Source organism: Salinibacter sp., assembly GCF_042218895.1.
Classification (GTDB): domain Bacteria; phylum Bacteroidota; class Rhodothermia; order Rhodothermales; family Salinibacteraceae; genus Salinibacter.
The window spans coordinates 1-9,841 of the sequence record NZ_JBDGQQ010000140.1 but is presented as its reverse complement, the minus strand read 5'-3'; the positions used below and the strand labels follow the sequence as shown (position 1 = coordinate 9,841).

Genomic DNA, 9,841 nt, shown 5'->3' with positions numbered 1-9,841 from the left:
CCTACGACGAGATCCTGGCGGACGAGGACTCGCTCACGGGGCAGTACCTGAGCGGGCGGAAGAAGGTAGAGGTGCCCGACGCGCGCCGGCCCACCGACGAGGCCGACCTGCTTGTGGTCGAGAACGCCCGTCAGCACAACCTCAAGCATATCGACGTGGAGATTCCGCTCGGCCAAATCGTGTGCGTGACGGGCGTGAGCGGCTCCGGCAAGTCGACCCTCACGAACCAGACGCTCTTCGAGGGCCTGCATCGCCTAAAGGGCGGTAGCGGCGACGGCAAAGTGGGCGCCCACGACACCATTCGCGGCCACGAACACGTCGACGCCGTCGAGATGGTCGACCAGTCGTCCATCGGGCGCTCGCCGCGCTCCAATCCGGCCACCTACACGAACGCCTTCGACGGGATCCGCAAGCTGTTCGCCAACGCGCGGCAGTCGCAGGTCCACGGCTACGACCAGGGCACCTTTAGCTTCAACACGACGGGCGGGCGGTGCGAGGAGTGCGAGGGGCAGGGCGTCGTCAAGGTGGAGATGCAGTTCCTGGCCGACCTGTACCTGGAGTGCGAGGCCTGTGGGGGGCAGCGCTACAAGAAGGAGGTGCTCGACGTGACGTATCAGGGCAAAAACATCGCCGACGTGCTCGACATGACCGTCGACGAGGCCGCCGACTTTTTCGAGGGCGAGCGGTCGGTGACCAATAAGCTAGAGGTACTCCAGGACATCGGCCTCGGATACTTGACCCTCGGGCAGCCCTCTACTACATTGAGTGGAGGAGAGGCCCAGCGCATCAAGCTTGCCAGCCATCTGGGAGGCCGCACGTCGGACCGCACGCTCTACATCTTCGACGAGCCCACGACGGGCCTCCACTTCGACGACATCAAGCAGCTGCTGAATGCCTTCGAGCAGCTGGTCGAGGACGGCCACTCGGTCGTCATCATCGAGCACAACCTCGACGTCATCAAGTACGCCGACCACGTAATCGACCTTGGGCCCGAGGGGGGAGATGAGGGAGGAGAGGTGGTCGTGGCGGGAACGCCCGAGGAGGTGGCCGCCTGCGAGGAGAGCCACACGGGCCAGTTCCTACGTGATGTACTTTGATTTGGAGTTTTTGGCTTCTTTGACTTGGAGCTGCCAGCGCCTCCGGCCTCCCCGTCCCGATTTCATCCTCACGCCCCCCCTTCTCTCCTTTATGCGAACACGACTTCCTCTTTGGATCCTTGCCACAGCAGTTTTGCTTTTTGCCGGTTGTAGCGGCTCGGCACAAATGACGAAGGAGTCGGCCCAGGCGAAGAAGGCCAAACAGGCCCAGCAAGCCGACGAGGAAAAAAGTGACTTCGAGAAGGCCATCGCCAAGAGCGATTCACTTGGCGGCCTGTTTACCATCTACCGCGACACCACGGACGGCTCGCTGAAGATGGCCCTCGACACGAGCCAGATCGGCGAGGAGTACATCTACTTCACCCACACAGTCAATGGCGTGCTGGAGGCCGGCACCTTCCGCGGCAACTACCGCGACAATGCGGTCTTCAAGGTGCGGCGCCACTACGACAAGATTGAGTTTGTGGAGGTGAACACGAACTTCCACTTCAACGACGAGAGCGCCCTCACCCAGGCCTCGGACGCCAACATCAGCCCGTCGGTCCTGCACGTCGAAAAGATCGTCGCGACGGATTCTACGAACGGACGAGTGCTCATCAATGCCGACGACCTGTTCCTCACCGAGTCGCTCACGCAGGTGAAGCCCTCCCCCACTCCCGGCGAGCCGCCCACCGCCTTCAGCCTCGGTCGGCAGAGCAAGAAGAAGTCGAAGGTGCAGACGGTCCACAACTACCCGAAGAACACGGACGTGGTGGTCGATTACGTCTTCGAGAACCCCCGCCCGATCAACCCCGGCTCCGACGCCGTCACCGACGCCCGCAACGTGACGATCACCCTGCGGCACAGTCTCATCAAGGTGCCGAAGAACGACTTTGAGCCGCGCTTTTCCGACCCGCGCATCGGCTACTTCACGCAACAGAAGGACGACCTCACCTCCACCAGCGCCACGCCCTACCACGACCTTATCAACCGCTGGCACCTGAAGAAGAAAAACCCGGACGCGGAGCTCTCAGAGCCGGTAGAGCCGATCACGTGGTGGATCTCGAACTCGACCCCTGAGCGCATCCGGCCCATCATCCGCGACGCGGTGCTGGAGTGGAACACGGCGTTCCGCGAGGCCGGCTTCAGAAACGCGATCGAGGTGAAGGTGCAGCCGGACACCGCCTCCTGGGACGCGGGCGACATTCGCTACAACGTGCTGCGGTGGACCTCCTCCCCGAACCCACCCTTCAGCGGCTACGGGCCGAGTTTCGTGAACCCGCACACCGGCCAGATCCTGGGGGCGGACGTGATGCTCGAATACGCCTTCCTCACGAATCAGGTCGCTCAGGACAAGCTGTTTGAGGAGGCCGGGCTTCCCCTGCAGTCGGCGGCCGACGTGCCGGACCGCATGCCGAAGCACGCGTGCACGCTTCCCGGCTTCCTCCACGCAAACAGCATGTTCGGGCGGGCCGCGCTGGAGACGCAGGCGCCCGATCCCGACAATGAGCAGAACGGCCCGTCGGACCTCGACGGTGAAATCACGCAGCTCATGAAGGAAGGCCTGCATTTCCTGGCGCTCCACGAGGTGGGCCACACGCTGGGGCTTCAGCACAACATGAAGTCCTCCCAGCTGCACTCCGCCGACGAGGTGCACAACCCATCCGTGACCCGCGAGGAGGGCCTCGTGGGCTCGGTCATGGACTACCCCGCGGTCAACGTGGCTCCGCCGGACGTGGAGCAGGGCCAGTACTACACGACTCGCCCCGGCCCCTACGACGTGTGGGCCATCGAGTACGGCTATACGCCGGGCGCCTCCGAGGACGAGCTCGACGAGATCCTGTCGCGCTCCACCGAGCCGGAGCTCGCCTTCGGCAACGACGCCGACGACATGCGCGCGCCAGGCAAGGCCATCAACCCCCGCGTCATGGTCGGCGACATGTCGAACGAGGCGCTCGACTACGCCGAAAACCGGATGCAGCTGGTCGGCGACCTGATGGACGATCTGCTCGGGAAGTACGAGGAGCCGGGGCAGTCCTACGAGGAGCTGCGCAACGCCTTCTTCGCCGTGAGCGGCCAGCACGCCCAGATGGCCGCCGTGGCTTCCCGCTACGTCGGCGGCGTGTACGTCGACCGCGCGCTCATCGGTCAGGAGGGGGCCACGGAGCCGTACCGGCCCGTTCCGCTCGACAAGCAAAAGCGGGCGCTCAATCTCCTGAACGAGTATCTTTTCGCGCCGGATGCGTTCGAGATCATTCCGAACGAGCTTTATCGCCACCTGCAGCCGCAGCGGCGGGGCTTCAACTTCTTCGGGGAGTCGGAGGACCCGAAGATACACGCCCGCGTGCTCGGCATCCAGGAGAGCGTCCTGGCCCACCTCCTGCACCCGAACGTGCTGGAGCGGATGACCAACACCCGGCTCTACGGCAACGAGTATTCGCTCGCGGCGTACATGGAAGACCTAACCAATGATATCTTCGCCGCGGATGCGCAGGGCAACGTCAACACGTTCCGCCAAAACCTCCAGGTCGCGTACGTAGAGGCCTTGGCCGGCGTCGTGGGGAAAGAGGGCAACGAAAAATACGACCACCTCGCCCAGTCGGCCGCCCTGCAGAGCCTCCAGCAGATCGAGGACATGATCGACGGCAAGCGCGGCGTGAACGCGGAGACGCGCGCCCACACCGATCACGTGCTCCACTTGATCGAGAAGGCAACCTCCACCGAGTAGCCCGCCGGAGACCCGAGAACGTTCCCGCCGATCTCCGTACTTGGCGGTCGGTGCCGAAGAGCAGAGGCCCCAGGGGCGAAAAAGGCCCTGGGGCTTTTTTCTTCTGGGCAGGCCCCGACCACCGTGCCCGGCTAATCGAGCCCGTCTCCGGGACTCCTTCTTCGCTGCGCCCAGCACGCGAGCGCGATGAATTTCGTTGTCTCGTGGGCGTCGGCCTCCGAGGAGGTCTTTTCGGAAGGCCGGAGGGTCGAGGAACGGGCAGCGTTCAACATCCAGGCGGATAGGGCTCCCCCGAGGCAACAACCGCGCACTGTTGCTCCAGGGTTGACGGCTCTCCCCCGAACCGGCTTCCTGTCTGCTCGCTGTCTGCACGGTCCATCGCTTGCAAACAATCGTTAACAGAAAAGACACACTCCTGGCCGTTACCTCCTTATGCTGCGCCGCGGCGAAACGGTACTTAAGCAAGCCCAACAACTAATCTCAGCAGGGGATTCCCTGGGGCCTGTCTTTTAGCACCAGCTCCTGAGTCTTCGCCACAGCAGTTTGCCTGTATGGACACCGTTACAGAGCAGTCGCGCCGTGCCCGCATGGATCGCTCCGGCAGCTCTCCCCCCAAGCGCATTGCCCTCTTTGTCGGTGCCTACAACCACATCGCCGACGGCGTGTCGCTGACCCTCAACCGCCTCGTTGCCCACCTCGAGCAACAGGGCGTAGCCGTACGGGTGTACGCCCCGACCGTCGATGATCCCGCCCTCGACCACGCCGGCACCCTCGTACCGGTGCCTTCTCTGCCGGCCCCCGGCCGCTCGGAGTATCGGCTGTCGCTGGGGATTACGCCCTCGGTTCGGGAGGATCTGGAGACCTTCGCCCCAACGCTCTACCACGTCGCTACGCCGGACCTGCTGGGACACCAGGCACTCCGCCGCGCTCAGTCTACCGAGACCCCGGTCGTGGCCTCCTACCATACCCACTTTAGTTCCTACCTCAAGTACTACCACCTCGGGCTTCTGGAGGCGCCGGTGTGGAGCTACCTGCGCTCCTTCTATAATCAGTGCCGGCAGGTGTACGTACCCACCTACACGATGGCCGAGGTTCTTCGGGAGCACGGCATCACGAGCGAGTTTCGTTTCTGGCCCCGAGGAGTGAACACGGATCGGTTCACTCCAATGCGCCGCTCCATGCGCTGGCGCCGGGCACGCGGGATCGGCGACGACGAGGTCGTCGTGGCCTTCGTGAGCCGGCTCGTGCGGGAGAAGGGCCTGGACGTCTACGCCGACGTGATCGAGCGCCTGGAGCGCCAGAACGTGCCGCATCGCAGTCTCGTCGTGGGCGACGGGCCGGCCCGAGACGACCTGGAGGCACGCCTGCCGAACGCGACCTTTACCGGCTTTCTGGAGGGCGACAATCTTGCCCGGGCCTACGCTTCGTCCGACGTCTTCCTGTTCCCTAGCGACACGGAGACGTTCGGCAACGTGACGCTTGAGGCCATGGCGTCGGGGCTCCCGACTGTCTGTGCCGACGCTGCCGGAAGCCGGGACCTCGTCGACGACGGGACGACGGGCCGGCTCTGTCCGCCGGGAGATGTCGACGCGTTCGCGGAGGCCACGTGCGAGCTCATCGCGGACGCCTCGCTCCGGGACCGCATGAGCACGGCGGCCTTCGAACGAGCCCAGGACTTCACGTGGTCGAACGTCCTCAGTCGGATCAACCGGTACTACGATGGGGTCCTTGGACGTCGCCGCACGGAGTCTCAGGCGCCCGCACCGGCAGGAGTTCCCGCGTAACGTCGTTCTTGCCCGCTGGCTTCCGTCTCTGTGCGCCTTCTCTTTGTTTCTCACTCCCTGCCCCCCGACGGTCGCCCCCTGGCAAACCTCGGGGGCATGCAGCGAGTGGCGTTGAAGCTGCATGAGTCCCTGGACGCCAAGGCCACCGGTGAGGCGTCGCTGGCCTACGACGCCCTGCTGCTGCGCAGCGCCTGGCGGACGTTGCACGTCAAGGTCCCCTTTTTTCTCGCCAGGGCCGGCTGGCAGATCGGCCGTGCGGCGCGCCGGGAGGCTGTGGACGTGGTGCTTTTCTCGTCGATGGTGACGGCCGCTCTCGCTGTGCCCTTGCAGGGACTGCTCCGCCGGCACGGAGTGCGGACGGCCGCGATCGTGCACGGCCTGGACGTGACGACCCCGTTTCCCCCCTATCAGTGGTTCGTGCCCCGAGTGTTCGACGCCCTCGACGCCGTTCTTCCGGTAAGCCGGGCTACGCGGCAGGCCTGCCTCGACCGTGGGGCCTCTCCAAACGCCCTCCGTGTCGTGCCAAATGGCATCGATCCCGACCGTTTCCGAAGGGCAAAGCGCCGGGAGCCGGCCCGACGGGCCCTCGGGCAGGACGTCGGCGCTCCGGCCCCTCCCGCTCCGCCCGACGCGCTCTTGCTCTGCAGCGTGGGGCGGCAGGTGAGGCGGAAGGGCACGGCCTGGTTCGTCGACGCCGTGATGCCCCTCCTCCCCGACGACGTCCACTACTGGATTGCGGGAGACGGACCGCAGTCGTCCGCCATTCAGGACGCCATCGAGCGGCACGACCTCCACCCTCGGGTCCGCCACCTTGGCCGCGTCCCGAACGACACCCTTGCCCGCCTCTACCGCGGGTCCGACCTCTTCGTCATGCCGAACATTCCGGTCGAGGACGACATGGAGGGATTTGGCATTGTCCTGCTCGAAGCCGGGCAGTGCGGCACGCCGGCCGTCGCGGCCCGACTCGAAGGCATCCGGGACGTGATCACCGAGGGCGTGAACGGCCATCTCGTGCCTCCCACAGACCCGGAGGCGTTTGCGGACGCGATTCGGCAGTATCGGGGCGACCCGGAGGGGCTCGACGCGGCGGCACAGCGGGCCGCCGGCCACACGACGTCTACGTTCAGCTGGTCGGCCGTGGCCGACACGTACCTGTCGGTACTGCGGGCCCTGCAGGCGAGGGGCGTTCCGGCGCCGGCCGAGTCCCTCAACGCGCCAGGAGCGTCCTCCCTCGACTAGGTGAACCGCGTGGGGCCGAGCCCCGCTCCGGCACAACTTCCTACGGCGCAGCGTATGAGCCGCAGATACTGCACTCACTGAACCGAGGGAGCCCCCATGCCCAGCCGTCTCGCCCGCGAGATTGCCGAACTGCGCAGTCGCCTCCTCGACATGGCCACGATCGTGGCCGAGCAGTTCACCGACGCCGTCGAAGCCCTGCTCGACCACGACATGGACAAGGCCGAGCGTGTCGTTGCGCGTGACAAGGAGGTAGACGCCCTGGAACTGGAGGTCGACGAGCGCTGCGAGCGCATACTGGCCCGGCACCAGCCGGTGGCCATCGACCTGCGCACGTTGCTTACCGCCGAGAAAATCAACACGGACCTGGAGCGGATCGGAGACCACTGTCGCAATCTGGCCCGCAACACCAAACACGTGACAGAGGCCCCCGGCGTGCTTGAGATTTTGAAGCTTCGGGGGATGACCCGGACTGCGCGGCGCATGCTCGACGAGGCGAAGCAGGCGTTCCTGGACCAGGACGCTGAACTCGCCCGCAGCATTCCGGACCTCGACGACGACGTTGACCGCCTGCACCACGAGAACTTCCAGGCGCTAGTCAGCTACATTCAGGAGAACCCCGAGCACGCTGAGGTCGCCGCCCACCTCATCACGGCCAGCAAGGCCGTCGAACGCATCTCCGACCACTCCACGAACATCGCAAAAGGGGTCGTTTTTCTCATCGAGGGGGTCGACATCCGGCACGCCAGCGTACAAGAAGAGAAGTCCATCGGGGACGGGCGCCTCGGACCGTAGCGGCGGCCACGCCCGGCGTACGCGTTGCGGTCAACGCGACAATTCGCCTTGACCCAGACAACGAGCCGCAGCCCGACCCCTCCAACAGTTCTTCGCGAGCCGAGGGACCCCGCTATAAGAATACGACCTCCATCGGCCCTCGTACTCCTCAAAACCGCCGTCGCTCGTGTGCACACGGCCGCACCCCACGTGCTCGAGCGAGGCGGCAATGAGGGCATCGGCCATCGGCATCCCCATTCCGCGGGCAATCCGGGCAGCCCGGGACAGCACGCCGACCGGATCAACGCCCGCCTGCTCGAACGCCACGCGGGCCCGCTCCACGACCGCGTCGGCAAATTCCGGGTCGAGCCGCCCCACGCGTCCATGTCGGGCCATCTCGAAGAGCGTCACCGAGCTGACAGCCGCGGGCACGTCGCGCTCCGTCACGGACCGCCATAGGTCCTGAACGTCGGAATTGCCCGCCCGCACGTCAAGGAAAAATCCGGGGTCAAATCCTTCCATTCTAAAGTCGGTGCGTCGTTGACTCGCAGGCGAGAGGGACACGAAGAAAAGCCCCGACGCAGGAGACGGGCCAGGAGGCTTCTCAACCGGACTCCTGCCGGTCTCCCTCCCGGCGCATCTGACAGTTCTCCTCGTGGATGTCGGGATCGACAGTGCCCTCGCCCGCCATTCCCGAAAGCTTCCGGCGCGCACGGCGCTGCCCTTCGCGCTGGATTTTTCCGTGAGCGCCTCCGTCACGTACCTGCTCACGTTGTCGGTGCGGCGTTTCACGTCCTCGCCGAGATCGTCGGGACGCCGAACAGTGATGCGCATTGTGGCATCTTCGTTGTGTGACTACATGAATGACACATGGCCGCACGACAGTGAATCTCGGCGGTTTCAGGAATGTCCCGCCCACGGGCCTCGTTCGGCCCCGAGACCGGGCAGACTGGAGAGAGCACCTCTCCTCCCACCGATAGGGATCGAGAATCGCCGCGTCGGACGTTCCGTCGGGGCCGCTTCCCCTTCTTGCTTCGACCTCCGTCGCAGTCCGTTTGCCCTCCAGGAAACAGGCGCCGTAGGCACAAGTGAATGCCCCCAGGACCGCGGTCAGGGACGGCTTGTGCTAGCGGTACAGTGTGCGTGAGACGTCGAAATGGAGTCATATTTCCCGCTGGGCCCCACGGCCGCCCGTGCTGACGGTCCAGCGGCTGAGAGCCTGTACCGCCTTATCCCGTCTCCTCCCGCGACGCCTCTCGCCCCGACGCGACACGTGTCTGAGAACGACATCCACCCTCGACGAACATGCGCTTCCGCTCCTCCAAGCCGCCCGCCCGCAGCCGAGCACGACCTCCGCACCGTTTTGGACTTGGGGTGCTCTGGGTCGTTCTCCTCTGGGCACTCGTAGGCGGATTCCTCCAGCCCGCGGGGGCCCAGGCCCCGGCCGACTCGCTCCGGGCCTCCGTCACGCTCTTCGGCGCCGCGGGGACCGGCGATCGGCTCCCCTTCTGGCTGCGGGCCAACCAGCGGGGCACGGTCGACCCCGCCTCCGCCAACGCTGGCCTCCGACTCAGTACCCACCGGCCCTTTGTGGAGACATCCGGTCTCAACTATTCCTTTGGGGCTACCTTTCTCGGGCGCGCCTCCCAAAACGGGACTGTCACCATTCACGAATTGTACGGCCGCCTTCAGTACGGTTGGTTCCAACTCACTGCCGGGCGCCGGGAGCAAACGGTCGGGCGCGTCGATACGAGCCTCTCGCTGGGGAGCGTCGTTCGGAGCCGGAACGCACCGCCGATCCCCAGGGTAACGCTCTCCTCCGATGGGTACGTGCCAGTTCCGGGCACCGGTGGCGCACTGGCTGCTCGGGGCCACCTGACCCACGGCTGGCTCGAGGAAGATCGATTCGTCGAGGGGGCGCTCCTGCACGAAAAGGCCCTGTACCTCCGCTTTTTTCCATCCGACTTCTCCGCAAACGTCCACGCCGGCATCACGCACCACGTGCAATGGGGCGGCACGAGCCCTCTCCGCGGGCCACAGAACTCTTCGTTTCGGGAATGGGTCGACGTGGCCTTTCTCACTGACGTAGTGTTTACCGACGACCGGACGCAGGCCGAGTCGCAGCGGTCTCAGGCCAACCACATTGCAATGTATGACTTCAGCCTCAACGTTGACCTCGGGGATTGGAGAGGCTTGGCCTACCGGCAGTTCTACCACGAAGACGTGGCCAGCCTCTGGTTTCG

At 65.3% G+C, this 9,841-nt stretch carries 5 protein-coding genes and 2 pseudogenes; all 7 read left to right on the top strand.

The annotated features are described in order from the left end of the window. A pseudogene (locus ABEL04_RS12045) lies at positions 1-1,097 on the top strand (excinuclease ABC subunit A); the annotation flags it as partial. Positions 1,098-1,263: 166 nt separating this feature from the next. Next, positions 1,264-3,804 carry a zinc-dependent metalloprotease gene (locus tag ABEL04_RS12040; RefSeq protein ID WP_375802638.1) on the top strand — a complete coding sequence of 847 codons (2,541 nt, stop codon included), beginning with the start codon at positions 1,264-1,266 and terminating at the stop codon, positions 3,802-3,804. Between the two features lie 551 nt (positions 3,805-4,355). After that, positions 4,356-5,588 carry a glycosyltransferase family 4 protein gene (locus ABEL04_RS12035; protein ID WP_375802637.1) on the top strand — a complete coding sequence of 411 codons (1,233 nt, stop codon included), beginning with the start codon at positions 4,356-4,358 and terminating at the stop codon, positions 5,586-5,588. A gap of 30 nt (positions 5,589-5,618) precedes the next feature. Beyond that, positions 5,619-6,827: a glycosyltransferase family 4 protein gene (locus tag ABEL04_RS12030; RefSeq protein WP_375802636.1), complete on the top strand. Its 1,209-nt coding sequence runs from the start codon at positions 5,619-5,621 to the stop codon at positions 6,825-6,827. Positions 6,828-6,923: 96 nt separating this feature from the next. Then, entirely contained in the window at positions 6,924-7,619 is a 696-nt protein-coding gene (phoU, locus tag ABEL04_RS12025) for a phosphate signaling complex protein PhoU (RefSeq protein ID WP_375802635.1), read from the top strand. Then, positions 7,613-7,696: pseudogene (locus ABEL04_RS12020) on the top strand (Uma2 family endonuclease); the annotation flags it as partial. The gene phoU and the pseudogene ABEL04_RS12020, both read left to right, overlap by 7 nt. 1,207 nt (positions 7,697-8,903) lie before the next feature. Continuing rightward, a partial coding sequence (locus ABEL04_RS12015) for a capsule assembly Wzi family protein (protein ID WP_375802634.1) occupies positions 8,904-9,841 on the top strand: 938 nt, incomplete at its 3' end.

What these genes read in the sequence shown, in the direction of transcription:
- ABEL04_RS12040 (WP_375802638.1), top strand. Translation starts at nt 1,264, where the DNA reads ATGACGAAGGAGTCGGCCCAGGCGAAGAAGGCCAAACAGGCCCAGCAA.
- ABEL04_RS12035 (WP_375802637.1), top strand. Translation starts at nt 4,356, where the DNA reads ATGGACACCGTTACAGAGCAGTCGCGCCGTGCCCGCATGGATCGCTCC.
- phoU (WP_375802635.1), top strand. Translation starts at nt 6,924, where the DNA reads ATGCCCAGCCGTCTCGCCCGCGAGATTGCCGAACTGCGCAGTCGCCTC.